Origin of the sequence: Stenotrophomonas sp. FR012 (assembly GCF_047520565.2) — a bacterium.
GTDB lineage: Bacteria > Pseudomonadota > Gammaproteobacteria > Xanthomonadales > Xanthomonadaceae > Stenotrophomonas > Stenotrophomonas sepilia.
Genome location: NZ_JAXBQL020000004.1, coordinates 320,204 through 339,189, shown reverse-complemented (window position 1 = coordinate 339,189; position 18,986 = coordinate 320,204). Strand labels below are relative to the sequence as shown.

Below are 18,986 nucleotides of genomic sequence, written 5' to 3'. Positions count from 1 at the left end.
CCCTGCTCCGTGGATTAGTCGAGCATGCCAGACAGCAGCGGCACGAACGTGACCGGCGCCAGCACGCGTTGTTCGATGCTGCCATCGGGCTTGCGGTCCAGCTGCACCAGCGACTGTCCGCCCGGGCCACCCACCGGCGCCACCAGGCGCCCCCCTTCAGCCAGCTGCCCGACCAGTTCATCGACCAGTGCAGGCGCGGCGGCGGTGACCACGATGGCATCGAACGGACCGTGCTCGGCCCATCCGGCGCGACCGTCGTCATGCTTGGTGCGGATGTTCATGCCCAGTGCGCGGAAGCGCTTGCGTGCCTGCCGCAACAGGTCACCGATACGCTCCACGGTGTAGACCTCCAGGCCCAGCGCGCCCAGGATGGCGGCCTGGTAGCCCGAGCCGGTGCCGACTTCCAGTACGCGCTTCGGCGCGACCTGGAGCACCGCCTCGGTCATCCGGGCGACCACCCAGGGCTGCGAGATGGTCTGGCCATGGCCGATCGGCAGCGCGGTGTCCTCATAGGCACGCGAGGCCAGTGCTTCATCGATGAACAGATGGCGCGGCACAACCCGGATTGCGTTCAAGGTGGACTCGTCGACGATGCCAGCTTCGCGCAGGCGATCGACCAGACGGTCACGCACGCGCTGCGAGGTCATGCCGATGCCGACAGCTTCCGGCTGCAGTCGCAGGCGTGGACTCATGCCGGCCGGTCCAGCGCGGCGCTGAGGCCACCCACCCAGCTGGCCACTTTCTCCAGCGCCTGGTAGCGGGTCAGGTCCACCTGGATCGGGGTGATCGAGATGTGGCCGGTGCGCACCGCGTGGAAGTCGGTGCCCGGGCCGGAGTCCTGCTCGCGCCCGGCCGGGCCGATCCAGTACACCTCGTTGCCGCGCGGATCCTTCTGCGCGATGCAGCCTTCGGCACGATGGCGGTTGCCAAGGCGGGTGACCTCGAAGCCCTTGACCTCGCTCCAGGGCAGATCCGGCACGTTGACGTTGAGGATGGTGTCGGCCGGCAGCGGATCGGCCTTGAGCCGGGCCACGATCTCCACTGCGGCGCGCGCGGCGGTGTCGAAGTGCTTCGGATCGTGGTTGCGGGTAACCAGCGAGACCGCCACCGCCGGCAGGCCGAGGAAGCGGCCTTCCATCGCCGCCGAGACGGTGCCGGAATAGATCACGTCGTCGCCGAGGTTGGCGGCGTTGTTGATGCCTGACACGACGATGTCCGGCTCGAATTCAAGCAGGCCGGTCAGCGCCAGGTGCACGCAGTCGGTCGGCGTGCCAGCCACCGAGACGGTGTAATGGTCGATGCGCTTGAGCCGGATCGGCAGGTCCAGGGTCAGCGAGTTGCTGGCACCGGAGCGATCGCGGTCGGGCGCGACCACCGTGACTTCGTGTCCGGCCTCGCGCAGGACCGAAGCAAGCATCCGGATGCCTGCGGCGTCGACACCATCGTCATTACTGACCAGGATTCGCATCTTCGATTTAACCGCTTGATTTTCCAAGAATTCGATTCCGTCACCGTGCAGTGTGGGCGGGACCGTCGTACTCCCCTGCGGAAGCCGTCGACCCTGCAAGGGCATCGTCTATTGTGCCGCATGCGAGCCGCCGGTCCTACCCTGCCGGCGGTCACGGCAGACATCGAACCGTCATAGGCAGACCCGTGCCGGCGGTTTACCCTGTGCGCATGTCGCACCCTGAAGACGAAGATCCGGCCGCGCTGTTCCGTGCGGCCATCGGTGAAGTGACGCCGCTGCGCAAGGATGCCGAACCGGCGCCTGCTGCGCCCCGGCCGAAGCCGCGCGCACGCATGGCCGAACGCGACGAGGCCGAAGCCGCGGGCGAGTTTGCGCGGCTGCTGCGCGACAGTACGCCGCTGGAAGCGGGCGACGTGGCCAGCTACCGCCGCGACAACCTGCCACCGCGCCTGTTCCAGCGTCTCAAGCGCGGCCAGTATTCGGTACAGGATGAGCTCGACCTGCACGGCGCCACCGCCGCGCAGGCGGAAACCCTGCTGCGCCAGTTCCTGCTGGAAGCGCATGCACACGAGTATGGCTGCGTGCGCATCATCCACGGCAAGGGCCTGCAGTCCGATGGCGGTGCACCGGTGCTGAAGAACCTGGTCGATCGCCTGCTGCGGCTGCGCAACGACGTGCTGGCGTTTCATTCGGCGCCGACCGGGCAAGGCGGCACCGGCGCGGTGCTGGTGTTGCTGGCGCGGCGTTGACAAAAAGGGGACGGAGGGAATTAAGTCGTTTGTGCCACAAACGACTTAATTCCCTCCGTCCCCTTTTTCTGTCAGGCCTGCGCGGCGTCTTCGACGGGGCCGAGTTCGTGCAGCACGGCGGTGGCGTAGCAGCCCGGCGGCAACGCGAACGAGAGTTCCAGTACATCACTGGCCAACCACTGATGCTGCAGCAACGCCGGGCGCAGGCGCAGCGCGCGGCGCTCCTGCTTCAGCCGTGCGTCTTCCAGGCCAGCGCGCAGCGCCTTCGATTCCTCGTCGTCCAGCGCGGCCAGCTCCAGCTCACGTGCAGCGTCGGCGCTGCGCAGCTCGCCTTCGCCCCACAGCGGCGCGCTGGGATGGATGTCGAAACGGGCCAGGCGCTCGGCCAGCACGTCGGTGTAGGGTTCGGGGCCGAACACGCTGCGGCTGCCATCGAGCATCCACACTTCACCGTCCAGCGGTTGATCCCAGTTGCCCTGCTCCACGCGCGCGGCGAGCACACGATTGAACAGCGCCGAGCGGGCGGCTGACAGCAGCAGCGAACGCTGGTCCTTGCGCATGCGGCGGCCACCGAACATCGCCAATGCGGCAGGCACGTTGCCGCCGTCGCGGCCGAAGCGCTGCTCGCCAAACCAGTTCGGCAGGCCGCGCCCGGCGATCTGCTGCAGGCGCTCGCTGATCGCCGCAGCATCGCCCTGCACCTCGCGCAGCACCAGCCTGAAGCGGTTGCCGGCCAGTGCACCACGCTGCAGCTTGCGGTTGTGCCAGGTCGCTTCGAGCACTTCGATCTCATCACTGGCCAGCTCGGCCAGATCCGGCGCGACGCGCTTGGGCAGGTGCACGCTGAAACGCTGGGTGGTGACCGCATGCCGATCCTTCATGCCGGCGTAGCTCACCGCCATTTCCGGCAGGCCCGCCCACTTGGCCAGCAGCTTGGCCACATGCACGGTGTTGGCGCCGCGCTTGCGGATGTGCAGCAACAGGTGCTCGCCTTCACCGGTGGCCTCGAAGGCCGGCAGTTCATCCACCTGGAAATCGTCCGGCGTGGTGCGGATGCGCGCCGTCAACAGCGGCGCACCAAACGCCAACGGCAGCGGGATCATGCCGCCACCAGCAACACGACCGCCTGCGCGGCGATGCCTTCGCCGCGGCCGGTGAAGCCCAGCTTCTCCGAGGTGGTCGCCTTGACGCTGACCGCGTCCAGCGGCAGCTGCAGCAACCCACCAATGCGCTCACGCATGGCCAGCGCATGCGGGCCAACCTTCGGCCGCTCGCAGATCACGGTGATGTCGGTGTTGCCAACGCGCCAGCCACGCTCGCGCAGCAGGCTGTCGCAATGGCGCACGAAATCGCTGCTGTCGGCGCCCTTCCAGCGATCATCGCTCGGCGGGAAATGCTGGCCGATATCGCCCAGCGCCAGCGCACCGAGCATGGCATCGCACAGGGCGTGCAGGATCACGTCGCCGTCGCTGTGCGCCAGCACGCCGCAGCTGTGCGGCACGTTCACTCCGCCGAGCATGATGTGATCGCCTTCACCGAAGGCATGGACGTCGTAGCCCTGGCCGATACGGACGGGCGGGAACAGTGCGGTGCTCATGGATGCAGCCCTTGCAGCAGGGCCGCGCGGGCAGTCAGCCGGCGCGGCGGGAAAGTACGAATTCGAACCGGTCCAGATCGGCCGGGGTGGTGACCTTGAAGTTGTCCTCGCTGCCTTCCACCAGCAGCGGGCGCTGGCCCTGGCGCTCCATGGCCATGGCCTCGTCGGTGACTTCAACACCGGCAGCGGCGGCGTCGGAAAGCGCGCGGCTGAGCTGGTGGCGGCGGAACAGCTGTGGTGTCAGTGCACGCCACAGCCGCTCGCGCGGTTCAGTGCCATCGATGCCACCGTCGTCGCCCGCACGCTTGAGGGTGTCGCGCACCGGTGCGGCCAGGATCGCCCCGACCGGATCGGCACGCCCGACTTCAAGCAGGCGGCCAAGATCGGCCAGCGACAGGTTGGGTCGCGCGGCGTCGTGGACCAGCACGAATTCGTCGGCGCGCACCGAGTCCGGCAGTGCCTGCAGCCCGGCCAGCACCGAGGCGGCACGGGTCGCGCCGCCGATGCAGGTCAGCACCGGTTTGCCGGCCCATTCGCTCCAGCCCGGCCAGTCGCCGTCGTCCTGGCCGATCACCACCATTGCGCCGGCCACGGCCGGATGCGCCAGCAGCGCGTCCAGGGTATGAGCGAGCAGGATCTGCCCGCCCGCCTGCAGGTACTGCTTGGGCAGCGGCGCACCAAAGCGGGCGCCACGGCCGGCAGCCGGAACCACCACCCAGATCGCCGCGCTCATGGCACGTCCGCCGGGTGATCGCCGGCCTGGACAGTGACGCCTGCAGCGGGCTGCGCCGGACGGACCGGCGCATCCTCGACCACGCGGTAGAACTTCTCACCGGGCTTGATCATGCCCAGCTCGCTGCGTGCGCGTTCCTCGATGGCGGACTGGCCTTCCTTGAGGTCCTTCACTTCGGCGGCCAGCGCGTCGTTGCGCTGCTGCAGACCCTCATTGTCCCGTTCCTGGTTGGCGACCTGGGCTTCGAGCATCATCACTTCACCCGAATTGCCCGGACCGAACCAGAAGCGGTACTGCAGCCAGCCCAGCAACAGGGCCAGCACCAGCAGCATCCAGCGCCAGTCGCGCATCGGCTCAGCGCTTCAGCGAAACGAACGCGTCACGACCGGCGTAACGCGCGCCGGCGCCGAGGGCTTCCTCGATGCGCAGCAGCTGGTTGTACTTGGCCACGCGATCGCTGCGGCACAGCGAGCCGGTCTTGATCTGGGTGGCGGTGGTGGCCACGGCGATGTCGGCGATAGTGGTGTCTTCGGTTTCGCCCGACCGGTGCGAGACCACGGCGGCATAGCCGGCGCGGTCGGCCATGGCGATCGCTTCCAGGGTTTCGCTGAGCGTGCCGATCTGGTTGACCTTGATCAGGATCGCGTTGGCGGTGCCCGAGTCGATGCCTTCCTGGAAGATCTTCGGGTTGGTCACGAACAGGTCGTCACCGACCAGCTGCACCTTCTTGCCGATGCGGTCGGTCAGCAGCTTCCAACCCGCCCAGTCGTTCTCGGCCAGGCCATCTTCAATCGTGATGATCGGGTACTGCGCGGCCCAGTCGGCGAGGAAGTCGACGAACTGCTCGGACGTCAGGCGCTTGTTCTCGCCGACCAGATTGTACTTGCCGTTCTCGAAGAATTCGCTGGAAGCCACGTCCAGGCCCAGCAGCACGTCTTCACCGGCGGTGTAGCCGGCCTTGCCGATTGCTTCGAGGATGGTGTCCAGCGCTTCGACGTTGCTGCGGAAGTCCGGCGCGAAGCCGCCTTCGTCGCCCACCGCCGTGCTCAGGCCGTGGCCCTTCAGCACCGACTTCAGCGAATGGAAGATTTCGGTACCGGCGCGCAATGCTTCGGAGAACGAGGTGAAGCCGACCGGCAGCACCATGAACTCCTGGAAGTCGACGTTGTTGTCGGCATGCGCGCCGCCGTTGATGATGTTCATCATCGGCACCGGCAGCGACGGGGTCACGCCGGTCCGGGCAGCCAGGTACTGCCACAGCGCCTGCTTGCTGGATGTGGCGGCGGCGTGCGCGGCGGCCATCGAAACACCCAGCAGTGCGTTGGCGCCCAGCCGCCCCTTGTTCTCGGTGCCGTCCAGATCGATCAGGCGACGGTCGAGGCCGGCCTGGTCGGTGGCTTCAAACCCCTTCAGCGCGGCGGCAATCGTGGTGTTGACGTTGTCAACGGCCTTGCGCACGCCCTTGCCCAGGTAACGGGTCTTGTCGCCGTCACGCAGCTCGACCGCTTCCTTGGTGCCGGTCGAGGCGCCTGAGGGAACCGCGGCGCGACCGAACGAACCGTCCTCCAGGATGACTTCGGCTTCCAGCGTGGGATTGCCACGGCTGTCGAGGATTTCACGGGCGTGGATGCTGCGGATCGTACTCATGGTCGGGCCGGTTACCTGTCTGGAGAGGGGGCGACAAAACGAATGCCGCGTGATTATCCCCGGCTGCCCGCCACTTGCCAAATGGCGTGGCCTGCATCAGCCCCAGCTCGACCCGATCACGATAAGGACCAGCGAGACCAGCATCACCAGCAATGCACCGGCAATCGCCGCAAGGATGGGGCCACGCCGCCGTCGCCAGGCCAACACCATCGCCACCGGGCTGCCGAGAAAGCACAGCACCATCGTGACCAGCGCGCCCAGCATCCACCACTGCGTGGCCTGCACGCCATTGTTTCCGTCCCCGGGCGGCCGGAAGCCGGCGGTGAAGGCCAGCACGCCCACCACCAGGGCCATCCAGGTCAACACGGACAGCGCCAGCGCGATCAGGCCCCAGGGCCAGCCGCGCGCCGATGGGGGCGTTTTCATCAAAGCCATCCGTAGAACAGGGTGCCGATCCACAGAGAAAGCAGGATGATCGCCAGCCCTGCCGGTACCTTGCCACGGTTCAATCGCCAGGCCAGCACAGCCGAAGCGACGCACCCTGCGCTGGCCAGCAGCTCTCCGACCACAAGCGCAATGAAATACGCCCGAAGATCGAGCGCGCTGCCGCCATCACCCGGTGGGCGCACTGACGCGGCGCCGATCAGCACCAGGCAGAACAAGCCCACGGTGAACACCGCGGACAGCCCCAGCGCGATCAGGCCCCACGGCCACTGTCTCCAGTGCCGGCGGCGGCGCTGGGTTTCCAGCGCCACCCACGGGTCACGACTCACGCGAAGCGCGAAAAGCCGTGCTTCTTGGTCACCGCGTCGAGTTCCATCAGGGTCTCGAGCAGGGCCTCCATCTGGTCCAGCGGCCACGCGTTGGGACCATCGGACAGCGCCTTTGACGGATCCGGATGGGTTTCGGCGAACAGGCCGGAGATGCCCACCGCCACCGCGGCACGGGCCAGCACCGGCACGTGCTCGCGCTGGCCGCCTGAGCTGGTGCCCTGCCCGCCCGGCAACTGCACCGAGTGGGTGGCGTCGAACACCACCGGGCAACCGGTCTCGCGCATCACCGCCAGCGAACGCATGTCGCTGACCAGGTTGTTGTAGCCGAAGCTGGCACCGCGCTCGCAGACCATGATCTGCTCGTTGCCGGTGGCCTTGGCCTTCTCCACGACCGGCTTCATGTCCCACGGCGCCAGGAACTGGCCCTTCTTGATGTTGACCGGCTTGCCGGCCGAGCACACCTTGCGGATGAAGTCGGTCTGGCGGACCAGGAACGCCGGGGTCTGCAGCACGTCCACCACCGAGGCCACTTCGTCCATCGGGGTGTATTCGTGGACGTCGGTCAGCACCGGCACGCCGATCTGCTTCTTCACTTCGGCCAGGACCTTCAGGCCCTCTTCCATGCCCGGGCCGCGGAATGCGGTACCCGAAGTGCGGTTGGCCTTGTCGAAGCTGGACTTGAAGATGAAATTGACGCCGAGCTTGTCGGTGATCTCCTTCAGCTTGCCGGCGGTATCGAGCTGCAGCTGCATCGACTCGATCACGCAGGGGCCGGCGATCAGGAACAGGGGCTGGTCCAGCCCGACCTCGAATCCACACAGTTTCATGGCGTTTCCTTGTTGTCCGCAGCACCGGACGGGCCGGTGCGCTGGGGGTTGAAGCATGCAGGATGGGGGCCGAAGCCCCCATTCACAAGTCAGGCGCGCGCTTCGGAAAGCAGCTTGCCGCCGGCCTTGCGCTCGCGCGCGGCACGGATGAAACCGATGAACAGCGGGTGGCCGTCACGCGGCGTGGACAGGAATTCCGGGTGCGCCTGGCAGGCCAGGAACCACGGGTGGGCATCGCGCGGCAGCTCGACCACTTCCACCAGGGTGTCGTCCATCGACTTGCCGGCGATCACCAGGCCCGCATCTTCCAGCTGGGTGCGGTAACGGTTGTTGAACTCGTAGCGGTGGCGGTGGCGCTCGGCGACCACGTCCTTGCCGTACAGCTCGCGGGCCAGCGTGCCCGGCTTCAGGCGTTGTTCCTGCAGGCCCAGGCGCATGGTGCCGCCGAGGTCGCTCTTGTCGTCACGCTTCTCGACATCGCCGCTGGCGGTGCGCCATTCGGTGATCAGGCCGATCACCGGGTTCGGCGACTGGCGGTCGTTCTCGGTGCTGTTGGCACCTTCCAGGCCGACCACGTTACGCGCGTAGTCGACCACGGCCGCCTGCATGCCGTAGCAGATGCCGAAGTACGGCACCTGCTGCTCGCGGGCGAACTTCGAGGTCAGCACCTTGCCTTCGAAACCACGGTCACCGAAGCCACCCGGCACCAGGATGCCGTCGACATCGGCCAGCGCGGCCATGTCGGTGCCTTCCAGGTCCTGTGCTTCCAGCCACTTCAGGTTGACCTTGGTGCGCTGGCGCAGGCCGCCGTGCTTGAGTGCTTCGCCGACCGACTTGTAGGCGTCCTGGTGGTCGACGTACTTGCCGACCACGGCGATGGTCACTTCATCCAGCGGATGCAGGGTCGCGTCGACCGCGTCCTCCCACATCGACAGGTCGACCGGACCGGCCTTGTCTGCCAGCTTCAGCTGGTTCACCACGATTTCGTCCAGGCCCTGTGCATGCAGGCCAGACGGGATGCGGTACAGCACGTCCACGTCCGGCACGCTGATCACCGCACGCTCGGAAACGTTGGTGAACTGGGCGATCTTGCGGCGCTCCGAATCCGGCACCGCCTGCTCGGAGCGGCACAGCAGGACGTCCGGCTGGATGCCGATCGAGCGCAGTTCCTTCACCGAGTGCTGGGTCGGCTTGGTCTTCAGCTCGCCGGCGGCGCCGATGTACGGCACCAGGGTGAGGTGCATGAACAGCGCCTTCTCCGGGCCACGTTCGGTGCGCACCTGGCGGATCGCCTCCAGGAACGGCAGCGACTCGATGTCGCCAACGGTGCCGCCGATCTCGACCAGTGCCACGTCATAGCCTTCGGTGGCTTCGTCGATGCAGCGACGGATCTCGTCGGTGATGTGCGGAATGACCTGCACGGTCGCGCCCAGGTAGTCGCCGCGGCGCTCCTTGCGGATCACGTTCTCGTAGATGCGGCCGGTGGTGACCGAGTTCTTGCGGCTGAGGCGGGTGCGCACGAAGCGCTCGTAGTGGCCCAGGTCGAGGTCGGTCTCGGCGCCGTCGTCGGTGACATAGACCTCACCGTGCTGGAACGGACTCATGGTGCCCGGGTCGACGTTGATGTACGGGTCGAGCTTCATCATCGTGACCTTCAGGCCACGGGCTTCGAGAATGGCGGCCAGCGACGCGGCGGCAATGCCTTTGCCGAGCGAGGACACCACGCCGCCGGTTACGAAAATCAAGGGAGTCATGGCTGCAAGCATCCTGTCTGGAAATGGAAAACGGCAGCACCACGCGCACCCGGAGGGCGGGCATGGTGCTCAGAGGGGGTTTTCCGGTTCGCTGTGGCAGCGAGGGAGGTGCGGATCCGTGCGGCGGCAGGCGCCGGACGGGAACCATCGTGCGAGGTCGGGGCGACCGTGCCGGTCAAATCGACCGTCACCTGCGACCCGCCATGCTGGAAGCCACGCTTGGCCGCTCCAGCCCATTCGCAAAGGGTGGACACGCACTTACTCCCGGAAAGCCATAGTTTACAGATTGATGGCCGCCAACCCAAGGGGCTTGTGCGGCCGATCCAACAAAAAACGCCCCGCTGGGCGGGGCGTTTCGGTGCGCAACCCTTGTCGCAAGGGCGCCTGGCAGGTTGCGGGATCAGCGCTTCTTGCGCGCTTCCTCTTCCTCTTCCTGCTGCGGGGCCGGCTGGCCCTGCGCCTTCATTTCGGCATTGGCCTGGGCCCGACGCTTGGCCTTGGCATCGGCCTCGGCCTGCGCCTTGTCGGCCTGGTCACCCTGCTGCGGGGCCGGCTGGCCGGCGTTCTGCGCCACCACCAGCGGCACTGCAACGGCGGCAGCGGCCAGGATCGCAATGGTCAGCAACTTCTTCATGAGGTCCTCCTCGCGGTATGGCTTGGACGTTCAGACCCAACGGGGCCGCCGGCGTTCAGATTCCAGCGAGGGCTATTTTACCTCCTCTGCGCCGCCGAGACTGAACCGCAGGCGTGCAAATTCCCGTGCCAGACCCCACACTTGCCCGTCGCTCCAAGCTTTCGAAGACAGATGAACGCCCGCTATAACGCCGCCGATATTGAAGTCCTGTCCGGCCTCGACCCGGTCAAGCGCCGTCCCGGCATGTATACCGACACCGCGCGCCCGAACCACCTGGCGCAGGAAGTGATCGACAACTCGGTGGACGAAGCCCTCGCCGGCCACGCCCGTTCGATCGAGATCACCCTGTACAAGGATGGCAGCGTGGAGGTCAGCGATGACGGCCGCGGCATGCCAGTGGACATTCATCCGGAGGAGAAGATCCCGGGTGTCGAGCTGATCCTCACGCGCCTGCACGCGGGCGGCAAGTTCAGCAACAACAACTACACCTTCTCCGGCGGCCTGCACGGCGTCGGCGTCAGCGTCGTCAATGCGCTGTCGACCCTGGTGGAAGTGCACATCAAGCGCGACGGCGCCGAACACCGCATCACCTTCCGCAACGGCGACCGTGCCACGCCGCTGGAAGTGGTCGGCAGCGTCGGCAAGAAGAACACCGGTACCCGCGTGCGCTTCTGGCCGGACCCGAAGTACTTCGATACGCCGAAGTTCGCGGTGCGCGCGCTCAAGCACCTGCTGCGCGCCAAGGCCGTGCTGTGCCCGGGCCTGACCGTGAAGCTGACCGATGAAGCCACCGGTGAAGTCGATACCTGGTACTACGAAGACGGCCTGCGCGATTACCTGAAGCTGGAGCTGGGCGAGCGCGAATCGCTGCCGGCCGATCTGTTCGTCGGCAACCTGAAGAAGGACACCGAGGTAGTTGACTGGGCCGTGGCCTGGCTGCCGGAAGGCGAGCTGGTGCAGGAAAGCTACGTCAACCTGATTCCCACCGCGCAGCACGGCACCCATGTCAACGGCCTGCGCACCGGCCTGACCGAAGCGCTGCGCGAGTTCTGCGACTTCCGCAACCTGCTGCCGCGTGGCGTCAAGCTGGCCCCGGAAGACGTGTGGGACCGCGTGTCGTTCGTGCTGTCGCTGAAGATGACCGACCCACAGTTCAGCGGCCAGACGAAGGAGCGCCTGTCCTCGCGCCAGGCCGCCGGTTTCGTCGAAGGTGCCGCCCATGATGCGTTCAGCCTGCTACTGAACCAGAACGTGGAACTGGGCGAGAAGATCGCGCAGATCGCCATCGAGCGTGCCAGCGCGCGCCTGAAGACCGAGAAGCTGGTCGTCCGCAAAAAGATCACCCAGGGCCCGGCCCTGCCCGGCAAGTTGGCAGACTGCATCAGCCAGGACCTGTCGCGCACCGAGCTGTTCCTGGTGGAAGGTGACTCGGCAGGCGGCAGCGCCAAGCAGGCTCGCGACAAGGATTTCCAGGCGATCATGCCGCTGCGTGGCAAGATCCTGAACACCTGGGAAGTCTCGTCCAACAGCGTGCTGGCCTCGGAGGAAGTACACAACCTGGCCATCGCCATCGGCTGCGACCCCGGCAAGGACGACATCAGCGGCCTGCGCTACGGCAAGGTGATCATCCTGGCCGACGCGGACTCCGACGGCCTGCACATCGCAACGCTGCTGACCGCGCTGTTCCTGAAGCACTTCCCGGCACTGGTCGATGCCGGCCATGTGTTCGTGGCGATGCCGCCGCTGTTCCGCATCGATGTGGGCAAGCAGGTGTTCTATGCCCTGGACGAGGAAGAAAAGCGCTCGATGCTGGACAAGATCGAGCGCGAGAAGATCAAGGGCGCCATCAACGTCACCCGCTTCAAGGGCCTGGGCGAGATGAACCCGCCACAGCTGCGCGAGTCGACCATCCACCCGGATACGCGCCGCCTGGTCCAGCTGACCGTGGACGATGGCGAGCAGACCCGCTCGCTGATGGACATGCTGCTGGCCAAGAAGCGCGCGTCCGACCGCAAGGGCTGGCTGGAGTCGAAGGGCGACCTGGCTTCGCTGGAAGTCTGATCCCTCGCGGGGTCGGATCCGTTTCCCGCCGGGAAAGGGATCCGACCCATCCGCCCCGGGCATGCCGCCCCCATCGGCAAACCCGGCGGCGCCATAATGCGCGTCCATCCGCGTGGACCACCGTATTGGCCAGCCACTCGCTGCTGTTCCCCGACCTGCCGCTGCACAGCGCACGGCTGGTCCTGAGCCCGATCCGCCGTGACGACGCCGCCGCGCTGTTCGCGCTGCAGTCCAATCCCGACGTGATGCGCTGGTGGAATCATCCGGCCTGGACGCGACAGGCCGAGGCGCGCGAACAGATCGACGATGATCTCGCCGCCCATGCCATCGGTACCCAGCTGAAGCTGGCCGTGCGCGAATCGCTGGAAGGTCCACTGCTGGGCATCTGCGTGGTGTTTGCAGTGGACCGCACTGCAGCCCGCGCCGAGATCGGCTACCTGCTGGCACCCGATCGCCAGGGCCAGGGCTACATGCACGAGGCCCTGCAGCAGGTACTGGCCTACCTGTTCGGCACCCTCCACCTGCATCGCGTGGAAGCCGAGATCGACCCGCGCAACGCACCCTCCGCGCACGTGCTCGAACGCCTGGGCTTCCGCCGCGAGGGAGTGCTGCGCCAGCGCTGGCGCAGCACTCCCTCGCGGCGGAAGCGCTGGCGCATCCAGGGGGAACTGGCCGACTCGGCCGTCTATGGCCTGCTTGCCGATGACAAAGCGGCAACCGCCCTGTCCGCTTGACCCAAGCTGGCCAATAGCGGCCGCAACGCACGGCCATGCCTTTGGACACATACGACATGGGCCGCCACCGGCCTAGCATCGCAATCCCCTTCCGCTGCCCACCCGGTGCCATGAAGTCCCTGTTGCACACTGCCGCGCTCTGCGTCGGCCTGCTCATCGCCCCAGCCAGCGTGCTGGCCGCGCCTGATGCCGACGCCAAGCCCGATCCGAAGGACGACAAGACCGAGGCACCTGCGTTGCCCGCAGACGCCTCGGCCCGCCAGAGCATGCGCCTGGCCGGCCGCACCCTGGACTACACCGCCACCGTCGGCACCCTGCCGGTACGCGATGCCAAGGGCAAGGTGATCGCCGACGTGGTGTTTACCGCCTACACGATGCCGGGCAAGGACCGGCCGGTGACCTTCGCGCTCAATGGCGGCCCCGGGGCATCGTCGGTCTACCTCAACATGGGCGCGATCGGGCCCAAGGTGGTGACCTTCGGCTCCGAGGGTGACAGCGCGTCGGCGCCGGCGACGCTGCACGACAACCCCGGCACCTGGCTGGACTTCACCGATCTGGTGTTCATTGATCCGGTCGGGACCGGCTTCAGCCGCGCGCGCATCGGCGACGACGAAGCGAAGAAGGCGCTGTACAACCCCAGCGCCGACATCGAATACCTGTCACGCTCGATCTACGACTGGCTGCTGCGCAACCAGCGCATGGCGTCGCGCAAGTACCTGACCGGCGAGAGCTACGGCGGCTACCGCGGCCCACGCATCACCCACTATCTGCAGACCCGGCTGGGTGTTGCGATGAACGGCCTGGTATTGGTCTCGCCCTACCTGAGCCCGACCCTGGAAGACAACGCCGATGTCTCGCCGATGGCGTGGATGCAGACGCTGCCGTCGATCGCCGCCGCGCACCTGGAGCGCCAGGGCAAGCTGACCGATGCAGCGATGCGCGAAGTAGTGGAATACACCCGTGGCGACTACGCCACCGCGTTGATGAAGGGCCGCAGCGATCCGCAGGCGACCGAGGCAATGCTGCGCCGGGTGACCGAACTGACCGGGCTGGACCCGCAGTTCGTGCGCCGTGCCGGTGGTCGGCTGGAAACCCAGGCCTACCTGCGTGAAGTGTTCCGCGACAAGGGCACGCTGGGCAGCCGCTACGATTCCAACGTAACCGCGTTCGATCCATTCCCGAACGATCCGGAGCAGCGCGCCAACGATCCGCTGCTGGACAGCATCATCGCGCCGACCACCACGGCGATGGTCGACTTCGTGACGCGCGTGGTCGGCTGGAAGGTGGATGCGCGGTACCAGGCGCTGAACTACGACGTGAACCGGCTGTGGGACCGCAATGGCGAGCTGCGCGATGGCGCGGTGACCCAGCTGCGCCAGGCCGTGGCGATCGACCCGCACCTGCAGGTGCTGATCGTGCATGGCTGGAACGACCTGTCGTGCCCGTTCATGGGTTCGATCCTGACCGTGGACCAGATGCCGACGATGGGCAGCAATCCGGACCGGGTGCAGGTGCGCAGTTATCCGGGCGGGCACATGTTCTACAGCCGGGCCGACAGCCAGGCGGCGTTCCGCAGGGATGTGCAGGCGCTGTTCCAACGCAATTGAGGAGGGTCGGCCGGGACTGCGGCCCGGCACCCGCCGGATCAACGGCAACGGCAAGGTCCACGGCAAGATCAACTGCAAAAGCGGGCTTCCTGAGGGCTGGCGAGGTGGGGTGGATATGCAGGACACGCCGTAAACCCGTCCATGGGGGCTCGATGGCGCCATCCATGGCGCCAACGGTCCTGCATATCCACCCCACCCCGCCGCTGACAGGTTCCTGCTGCTGCTGGTGGGTGCCGACCGTTGGTCGGCACGCTTGGATACAGAGGAATGATCTGCCATGAAAAAAGCCCGCCGGTATCCGGCGGGCTTTTTCGTTTACCGGGATCAGATCCTTTTCCCGCAGGGAAAGGGCTCTGATCCCAAGGCCGTTGGCATCAGGTCCAGCCGAACATCTCGAACAGCTTCAGGATCAGGTACGCACAGCCGCCGGCGGCCGGGATGGTCAGGATCCAGGCCCAGACAATGCGCTCGATCACGCCGAACTTCAGCGAACGCGGGTTCTTGGCGAAACCGACGCCCATGATCGCGGTGGAGATGCTGTGCGTGGTCGAGACCGGCATGCCGAAGTGGGCCGCCAGGGTCAGGATGGTGGCCGAGCTGGTCTCCGCGGCGAAGCCGTGGATCGGGTGCAGCTTGACCATCTTGTGGCCCAGGGTCTTGATGATCTTCCAGCCACCCGAGGCGGTACCGGCAGCCATCACCACTGCACAGGTCAGTACGATCCACATGGCGATGCCGTCACCGGCGTGCGCGTCCGGGTGCATGAACGCCAGCCAGGACGGCAGATCGTTCAGTGCGCCGGTGGCTTCGGCACCAATCAGGGTCATCGCGATGATGCCCATGGTCTTCTGCGCGTCGTTGTGGCCGTGGGCGAAGCCCATGTAGGCCGCCGAGGCGATCTGCGCCTTGCCGAAGAAGGCATTGACGATGCGCGGACGGGCCAGGCGGCCGATGGCGCCACCGACCTTGGCCAGGCCGGCGATCAGCGCCCACAGCAGCACCATCACCACGATGCCGAGCAGGAAGCCGGCGATCGGCGAGGTGATCATCGGCACGAACACCTTCCACAGCAGGCCCTTGTTCTGCGCCCAGCTGCCCAGGCGCTCCGACCAGATCAGCGCGTCCCAGTTGTTGTGGGCCGCGGCCAGACCGGCACCGCAGAGGCCACCGATCAGGGCGTGCGAGGACGAGGACGGCAGGCCCTTCCACCAGGTGATCAGGTTCCAGATGATGCCGCCCAGCAGGGCGCACAGGATCACCTGCGGAGTGACCTCGACCACGTTGGTGTTGAGCAGGCCCGAGGCGATGGTCAGCGCCACCGCCGTACCGGTCAGCGCACCGATGAGGTTCATGAAGGCGGCCAGCATCACCGCCCAGCCGGGCGAGAGCACCTTGGTCGCCACTACGGTGGCAATGGAGTTGGCAGTGTCGTGGAAGCCGTTGATGAACTCGAAGACGAGCGCGGCCAGGATCACCACCAGGACAAGGGTCAACATGCGGCGGCGTCCGTCAGCTGTTCTTCAACACGATCTGGTACGCCACCACGCCGGCCTCGCGGCAACGGTCGATGGCCTTTTCCAGGATCTCGAAGAATTCCTTCAGCAGGAACATCTGCAGGTTGTCCAGGCGACCGGAGTAGATGTCGCGGTACAGCTCGAGCATCAGGCGGTCGGCCTCGTTCTCCAGCGAGCGCAGCTTCTCGTTCAGCGCGGTCATCCGGTCCAGGTTCATGTGGCGCAGGTCAGCCACCATCTCCACCACCACGCCGGCGGCCTGTTCCAGCATCGCCGCGCGCGGCGCGAAGTCGATGTGCTCCAGGTGGGTCGTGGCCAGCGAATAGCGATCGGCGAACTTCTCGATCTGCTTCGGAATCTTGTACAGGGCCGAACCCAGCGCTTCGATGTCTTCGCGCTCGATCGGGGTCATGAAGCTGTCGACCAGCGCCTGGCTGATCTTGTCCGAGGCCGCGCGTTCGCGCAGGCGGGCCAGCTTGAAGGCGTCCAGCGCGGGCTGGCGATCGGCCTCGCGCAGCATCGAATGCAGCGCCTTGGCGGCATCGGAAGCCGCGACGGCAGCCTCATCAAGCAGGGTGTAGAACTGTTTGCCGGAACCGAAAATGGTCTGCAGAGAGAACATTGAGAAACCTGTCAGCCGTCGCGGGAAGGACGGCACCAGAGCGAATTATGACGGCTAGATGACCATCACGGGTATCCCCGCGCCCTTTCCGGGCTCTGGGACCCCCAACCTGAACAGGCGGTTGCCACCCTGCCACGCCCCTTTGCTAAGATGCCAGCGCGCCTCCGGGCGCACCTTATGGACGACGACCCTTATCCCCCTGCGCCGCGCCGGACCCTGTTCCTGAGCGCCAGCCGCCATCGCAAGCACCCGCCCTCCCTGCCACCAACCGGGGACGACGCCCGTGTTTGAAATGATCCTGATTGTCTTCGCGCTGGTTCTACTGAACGGCTTCTTCGCCATGTCCGAGATGTCGGTCATGACCTCGCGCAAGAGCCGCCTGAAGCAGATGGCCGCCACCTCCAAGCGCGCCGCCAAGGCGCTGGAGCTTTCGGAGAAGCCGGAGAGTTTCCTGTCCACCGTGCAGATCGGCATCACCGTGATCGGCGTACTGACCGGCTACCTCGGTGGTGATGCGATCGGCGACGCGATCGCCGGCTGGCTGCAGGGCCTGATGCCCGGCTTTGCGTACGCGCGCGAAGTAGGCACCGCCCTGGCGGTCTCGCTGATCACCTTCATCACGCTGATCTTCGGCGAACTGGTGCCCAAGCGCCTGGCCCTGACCCGCTCCGAGGCCATTGCCGGCCTGGTCGCGATGCCGATGAGCTGGCTTGCCAGGCTCGCCCTGCCCTTCGTCTGGCTCCTGTCCAAGACCACCCAGCTGGTACTGAAGGTGCTGGGCCTGGGCAAGGACGAGGCCGCGCAGGTGACTGAAGAAGAGATCCGGATGCTGGTGGCCGAGAGCCACGAAGCTGGCGTGATCGACGCCCACGAGCGCGACATGATGAACCGCGTCATGCGCCTGGGCGACCGCACCGCCGACAGCCTAATGACCCCGCGCAACCGCATTGCCTGGCTCGACACCCAGGCCGGGCTGGAGCGCAATCTGGACATCATGGCCGAGCACGAGTTCTCGCGGTACCCGGTATACCGCGACAACGACATGGACGTGGTCGGCGTGCTGGAGCTGAAATCGCTGGCCACGCGCATGGCGCGCGGCGACAACGCGCTGTTCCAGACCCTGCGCGAACCGCTGTACGTCTCCGAATCGACCCACGCGATGAAGCTGCTGGAGATCTTCCGCGAGGAGCAGCAATCGATGGCGCTGGTGGTGGACGAGTACGGCGAGATCCAGGGCCTGGTGACCATCAGCGACCTGATGGGCGCCGTGGTTGGCCGCCTGCAGGCGGTGGAGAATGCCGATGAAGACGCACTGGTGGTGACCCGCGAGGACGGCTCGCTGCTGGTCGACGGCTCGCTGCCGATCGAGGACCTGCGCGAGCTGATCGGAAGCAACGACCTGCCCGATGCCGAGGATGGCGACTACTACACGCTGGCCGGCATGTGCATCCATTACTTCGGCCGCATCCCGCACGCAGGCGAGTACTTCGACTGGGCCGGCTGGCGCTTCGAGGTGGTCGACCTGGACGGTGCGCGGGTGGACAAGCTGCTGCTGCGCACGTTATCCGACGAGCAGGCCGATGAGCTCACCGCCTGAGGCCGGCCAGGGCCAGGGCGCGCAGCGCCCGACCTACCGCAACGAGGGCATCCGCACCCTGCTGGAGATGTTCGCCTCCGGCGATCCCGCCGAGCACATGCCGCTCGGCCAGATCCTCAGCAACCTGCAGCAGAGCGCGTTTGGCGTGTTCCTGTTCGTGGCGATCCTGCCCTCGTTCATCCCGATCCCGGGCATGGGGGGTGCGGTCAGCGGCCCACTCGTGGTCCTGATCGGACTGCAGATGCTGTGTTGCCTGCGCCGGCCCTGGCTGCCCGGTTTCATTGCCCGACGCGGGCCGAAGCGCGGCACCATGCACCGCTTCCTGGACCGTATCGATCGCCCGTTGCGGCGACTGGACAGGATGCTGAAGCCTCGCCTGCCGCAGTTGCTGACACCGCTGCCCGCACACGCGTTCACTGGCCTGCTGCTGGTGTTGCTGGGCCTGCTGCTGTCGTTGCCGATTCCGTTCACCAACTTCCTGTTCGGCTTCCAGCTGCTGCTGTTCTCGCTGGCGCTACTGGAGCGCGATGGTGCATTGATGCTGTTCAACTGGATCGCAGCGCTGGTGGCGATCGCGTTCTTCGGCTTCAGTTCCGGGCAGCTGGTGGGCTATACAGTGGAGCTGTTTCAGCGCTGGTTCTGAAGTGGCATCCGGTAGAGCCGGCCGCT

20 protein-coding genes are annotated in these 18,986 nt (G+C 66.5%); 6 read left to right on the top strand and 14 right to left on the bottom strand.

The genetic code is table 11. The annotated features are described in order from the left end of the window. Nucleotides 1-14: 14 nt before the first annotated feature. Nucleotides 15-692 carry a protein-L-isoaspartate(D-aspartate) O-methyltransferase gene (locus tag ACM0O9_RS09800; protein ID WP_005416032.1) on the bottom strand — a complete coding sequence of 226 codons (678 nt, stop codon included), beginning with the start codon at nt 690-692 and terminating at the stop codon, nt 15-17. Next, nucleotides 689-1,468 carry a 5'/3'-nucleotidase SurE gene (gene surE, locus ACM0O9_RS09795; RefSeq protein ID WP_005416031.1) on the bottom strand — a complete coding sequence of 260 codons (780 nt, stop codon included), beginning with the start codon at nt 1,466-1,468 and terminating at the stop codon, nt 689-691. Before surE ends, ACM0O9_RS09800 begins: the two co-directional genes overlap by 4 nt. A 209-nt stretch (nt 1,469-1,677) precedes the next feature. On the opposite strand from surE, the gene ACM0O9_RS09790 reads away from it, so the two are divergent. Then, on the top strand, nt 1,678-2,217 hold the full coding sequence (locus tag ACM0O9_RS09790; RefSeq protein WP_005409007.1) for a Smr/MutS family protein: 540 nt from the start codon (nt 1,678-1,680) through the stop codon (nt 2,215-2,217). Between the two features lie 71 nt (nt 2,218-2,288). Here the strand turns inward: ACM0O9_RS09790 and truD are convergent, their stop codons facing one another. The 10 genes from truD to ACM0O9_RS09740 all read right to left on the bottom strand — a co-directional run bounded on the left by truD (nt 2,289) and on the right by ACM0O9_RS09740 (nt 10,182). After that, entirely contained in the window at nt 2,289-3,320 is a 1,032-nt protein-coding gene (gene truD, locus ACM0O9_RS09785; protein WP_065179303.1) for a tRNA pseudouridine(13) synthase TruD, read from the bottom strand. Next, on the bottom strand, nt 3,317-3,814 hold the full coding sequence (gene ispF, locus ACM0O9_RS09780; RefSeq protein WP_126927822.1) for a 2-C-methyl-D-erythritol 2,4-cyclodiphosphate synthase: 498 nt from the start codon (nt 3,812-3,814) through the stop codon (nt 3,317-3,319). Before ispF ends, truD begins: the two co-directional genes overlap by 4 nt. A gap of 34 nt (nt 3,815-3,848) precedes the next feature. Beyond that, nucleotides 3,849-4,547 (bottom strand): 2-C-methyl-D-erythritol 4-phosphate cytidylyltransferase, encoded by a 699-nt coding sequence (ispD, locus tag ACM0O9_RS09775; protein WP_005416029.1) that lies wholly within the window; start codon nt 4,545-4,547, stop codon nt 3,849-3,851. Beyond that, nucleotides 4,544-4,897 (bottom strand): cell division protein FtsB, encoded by a 354-nt coding sequence (gene ftsB, locus ACM0O9_RS09770; RefSeq protein ID WP_005416028.1) that lies wholly within the window; start codon nt 4,895-4,897, stop codon nt 4,544-4,546. The genes ispD and ftsB overlap by 4 nt, the downstream gene beginning before the upstream one ends. A 4-nt stretch (nt 4,898-4,901) precedes the next feature. Next, the gene (eno, locus tag ACM0O9_RS09765; RefSeq protein WP_353074985.1) at nt 4,902-6,194 is read right to left on the bottom strand and encodes a phosphopyruvate hydratase; all 1,293 of its coding nucleotides are present in this window, start codon (nt 6,192-6,194) and stop codon (nt 4,902-4,904) included. Nucleotides 6,195-6,290: 96 nt separating this feature from the next. Beyond that, nucleotides 6,291-6,620 (bottom strand): hypothetical protein, encoded by a 330-nt coding sequence (locus ACM0O9_RS09760; RefSeq protein WP_414604148.1) that lies wholly within the window; start codon nt 6,618-6,620, stop codon nt 6,291-6,293. Further along, nucleotides 6,620-6,967: a hypothetical protein gene (locus ACM0O9_RS09755; protein ID WP_005416025.1), complete on the bottom strand. Its 348-nt coding sequence runs from the start codon at nt 6,965-6,967 to the stop codon at nt 6,620-6,622. Before ACM0O9_RS09755 ends, ACM0O9_RS09760 begins: the two co-directional genes overlap by 1 nt. Continuing rightward, nucleotides 6,964-7,794, bottom strand: a complete 831-nt coding sequence (gene kdsA / locus ACM0O9_RS09750) for a 3-deoxy-8-phosphooctulonate synthase (RefSeq protein ID WP_010485995.1) — start codon at nt 7,792-7,794, stop codon at nt 6,964-6,966. The genes ACM0O9_RS09755 and kdsA overlap by 4 nt, the downstream gene beginning before the upstream one ends. 89 nt (nt 7,795-7,883) lie before the next feature. Next, entirely contained in the window at nt 7,884-9,548 is a 1,665-nt protein-coding gene (gene pyrG / locus ACM0O9_RS09745) for a CTP synthase (protein ID WP_005416023.1), read from the bottom strand. A gap of 400 nt (nt 9,549-9,948) precedes the next feature. Then, nucleotides 9,949-10,182, bottom strand: a complete 234-nt coding sequence (locus ACM0O9_RS09740) for a hypothetical protein (RefSeq protein ID WP_005416022.1) — start codon at nt 10,180-10,182, stop codon at nt 9,949-9,951. 171 nt (nt 10,183-10,353) lie between these two features. On the opposite strand from ACM0O9_RS09740, the gene parE reads away from it, so the two are divergent. The 3 genes from parE (at nt 10,354) to ACM0O9_RS09725 (ending at nt 14,584) form a co-directional block, all read left to right on the top strand. After that, nucleotides 10,354-12,243: a DNA topoisomerase IV subunit B gene (gene parE / locus ACM0O9_RS09735; protein ID WP_005416021.1), complete on the top strand. Its 1,890-nt coding sequence runs from the start codon at nt 10,354-10,356 to the stop codon at nt 12,241-12,243. Nucleotides 12,244-12,368: 125 nt separating this feature from the next. Continuing rightward, entirely contained in the window at nt 12,369-12,977 is a 609-nt protein-coding gene (locus tag ACM0O9_RS09730; RefSeq protein WP_495495886.1) for a GNAT family N-acetyltransferase, read from the top strand. Between the two features lie 110 nt (nt 12,978-13,087). Next, entirely contained in the window at nt 13,088-14,584 is a 1,497-nt protein-coding gene (locus ACM0O9_RS09725; RefSeq protein WP_032954081.1) for a S10 family peptidase, read from the top strand. 374 nt (nt 14,585-14,958) lie between these two features. On the opposite strand, the gene ACM0O9_RS09720 is transcribed toward ACM0O9_RS09725, so the two are convergent. Next, on the bottom strand, nt 14,959-16,080 hold the full coding sequence (locus ACM0O9_RS09720; RefSeq protein WP_005416018.1) for an inorganic phosphate transporter: 1,122 nt from the start codon (nt 16,078-16,080) through the stop codon (nt 14,959-14,961). Between the two features lie 13 nt (nt 16,081-16,093). After that, nucleotides 16,094-16,720 carry a DUF47 domain-containing protein gene (locus ACM0O9_RS09715; protein ID WP_004152833.1) on the bottom strand — a complete coding sequence of 209 codons (627 nt, stop codon included), beginning with the start codon at nt 16,718-16,720 and terminating at the stop codon, nt 16,094-16,096. A 292-nt stretch (nt 16,721-17,012) separates the two neighbouring features. Here ACM0O9_RS09715 and ACM0O9_RS09710 point away from each other — a divergent pair, with 292 nt between their 5' ends. Together ACM0O9_RS09710 and ACM0O9_RS09705 are read left to right on the top strand one after the other, a co-directional pair. Next, complete coding sequence (locus ACM0O9_RS09710; RefSeq protein WP_005416017.1) at nt 17,013-18,317, top strand: hemolysin family protein; 1,305 nt, start codon at nt 17,013-17,015, stop codon at nt 18,315-18,317. Next, complete coding sequence (locus ACM0O9_RS09705; RefSeq protein WP_065185230.1) at nt 18,301-18,960, top strand: exopolysaccharide biosynthesis protein; 660 nt, start codon at nt 18,301-18,303, stop codon at nt 18,958-18,960. The genes ACM0O9_RS09710 and ACM0O9_RS09705 overlap by 17 nt, the downstream gene beginning before the upstream one ends. The last annotated feature ends 26 nt before the right edge of the window (nt 18,961-18,986 follow it).

What these genes read in the sequence shown, in the direction of transcription:
- kdsA (WP_010485995.1), bottom strand. Translation starts at nt 7,794, where the DNA reads ATGAAACTGTGTGGATTCGAGGTCGGGCTGGACCAGCCCCTGTTCCTG.
- ACM0O9_RS09740 (WP_005416022.1), bottom strand. Translation starts at nt 10,182, where the DNA reads ATGAAGAAGTTGCTGACCATTGCGATCCTGGCCGCTGCCGCCGTTGCA.
- ACM0O9_RS09790 (WP_005409007.1), top strand. Translation starts at nt 1,678, where the DNA reads ATGTCGCACCCTGAAGACGAAGATCCGGCCGCGCTGTTCCGTGCGGCC.
- ACM0O9_RS09725 (WP_032954081.1), top strand. Translation starts at nt 13,088, where the DNA reads ATGAAGTCCCTGTTGCACACTGCCGCGCTCTGCGTCGGCCTGCTCATC.
- ACM0O9_RS09720 (WP_005416018.1), bottom strand. Translation starts at nt 16,080, where the DNA reads ATGTTGACCCTTGTCCTGGTGGTGATCCTGGCCGCGCTCGTCTTCGAG.
- surE (WP_005416031.1), bottom strand. Translation starts at nt 1,468, where the DNA reads ATGCGAATCCTGGTCAGTAATGACGATGGTGTCGACGCCGCAGGCATC.
- ACM0O9_RS09710 (WP_005416017.1), top strand. Translation starts at nt 17,013, where the DNA reads ATGATCCTGATTGTCTTCGCGCTGGTTCTACTGAACGGCTTCTTCGCC.
- ACM0O9_RS09705 (WP_065185230.1), top strand. Translation starts at nt 18,301, where the DNA reads ATGAGCTCACCGCCTGAGGCCGGCCAGGGCCAGGGCGCGCAGCGCCCG.
- ispF (WP_126927822.1), bottom strand. Translation starts at nt 3,814, where the DNA reads ATGAGCACCGCACTGTTCCCGCCCGTCCGTATCGGCCAGGGCTACGAC.
- ACM0O9_RS09800 (WP_005416032.1), bottom strand. Translation starts at nt 692, where the DNA reads ATGAGTCCACGCCTGCGACTGCAGCCGGAAGCTGTCGGCATCGGCATG.
- ftsB (WP_005416028.1), bottom strand. Translation starts at nt 4,897, where the DNA reads ATGCGCGACTGGCGCTGGATGCTGCTGGTGCTGGCCCTGTTGCTGGGC.
- truD (WP_065179303.1), bottom strand. Translation starts at nt 3,320, where the DNA reads ATGATCCCGCTGCCGTTGGCGTTTGGTGCGCCGCTGTTGACGGCGCGC.
- eno (WP_353074985.1), bottom strand. Translation starts at nt 6,194, where the DNA reads ATGAGTACGATCCGCAGCATCCACGCCCGTGAAATCCTCGACAGCCGT.
- parE (WP_005416021.1), top strand. Translation starts at nt 10,354, where the DNA reads ATGAACGCCCGCTATAACGCCGCCGATATTGAAGTCCTGTCCGGCCTC.
- ACM0O9_RS09760 (WP_414604148.1), bottom strand. Translation starts at nt 6,620, where the DNA reads ATGAAAACGCCCCCATCGGCGCGCGGCTGGCCCTGGGGCCTGATCGCG.
- ACM0O9_RS09715 (WP_004152833.1), bottom strand. Translation starts at nt 16,720, where the DNA reads ATGTTCTCTCTGCAGACCATTTTCGGTTCCGGCAAACAGTTCTACACC.
- pyrG (WP_005416023.1), bottom strand. Translation starts at nt 9,548, where the DNA reads ATGACTCCCTTGATTTTCGTAACCGGCGGCGTGGTGTCCTCGCTCGGC.
- ispD (WP_005416029.1), bottom strand. Translation starts at nt 4,547, where the DNA reads ATGAGCGCGGCGATCTGGGTGGTGGTTCCGGCTGCCGGCCGTGGCGCC.